The sequence below is a fragment of the Clostridium tarantellae genome (assembly GCF_009295725.1).
Taxonomy (GTDB): Bacteria; Bacillota; Clostridia; order Clostridiales; family Clostridiaceae; genus Sarcina; species Sarcina tarantellae.
This window is the reverse complement of the sequence record NZ_WHJC01000633.1, coordinates 1-519: the sequence shown is the minus strand read 5'-3', so window position 1 is coordinate 519 and position 519 is coordinate 1. Positions and strand designations below refer to the sequence as shown.

The window sequence follows — 519 nt, the reverse complement described above, 5'->3', positions numbered from 1 at the left end:
TCTAAATACAATAAATATTTAATTATATATACCAAAAAAGTTATAAGAAGTTTTAATTAGCTTCAGTAATTTCATTTTTACATTCCAAAAATTCATTAAAATCATTAAATGCACTTTTTGCAAACTCTAAGAATATTTCTTCATCAACTTCTTTAAATTGTCTAGTATTTACAACAACTAAATCTCTCATCATTAGTTTAACATCTACTTTACCAACAAACTTAACCATATCAACCTTAGTTAATGCATTTAATATACCTGTATACTCTTTATCATTATATATAATAGCATTGTTTGTTTTTGGTAATTTATGTCTTGCGTCAAGAGTAACACAGCCATAGAATTCTCCTTCTTCATCATATACTTCTATTGCTATATTATTTGTATTTAAGTATCTTTCCATTACGCAAGTTAAATTTAAACCTTCCCATAAAATCTTTTTATTAAAAATCTTTATAGTAGACATAGATAAAACCTCTTTCTTTCGTTATTTAATTTATTATTATATTTATAATATAC

General features: G+C 22.9%; 1 protein-coding gene. It reads right to left on the bottom strand.

Going from position 1 to position 519, the window contains the following annotated elements:
* Window positions 1-52: 52 nt before the first annotated feature.
* Window positions 53-466, bottom strand: a complete 414-nt coding sequence (locus GBZ86_RS16705; RefSeq protein WP_234885199.1) for a hypothetical protein — start codon at window positions 464-466, stop codon at window positions 53-55.
* Between the last annotated feature and the right edge of the window lie 53 nt (window positions 467-519).

What these genes read in the sequence shown, in the direction of transcription:
- GBZ86_RS16705 (WP_234885199.1), bottom strand. Translation starts at nt 466, where the DNA reads ATGTCTACTATAAAGATTTTTAATAAAAAGATTTTATGGGAAGGTTTA.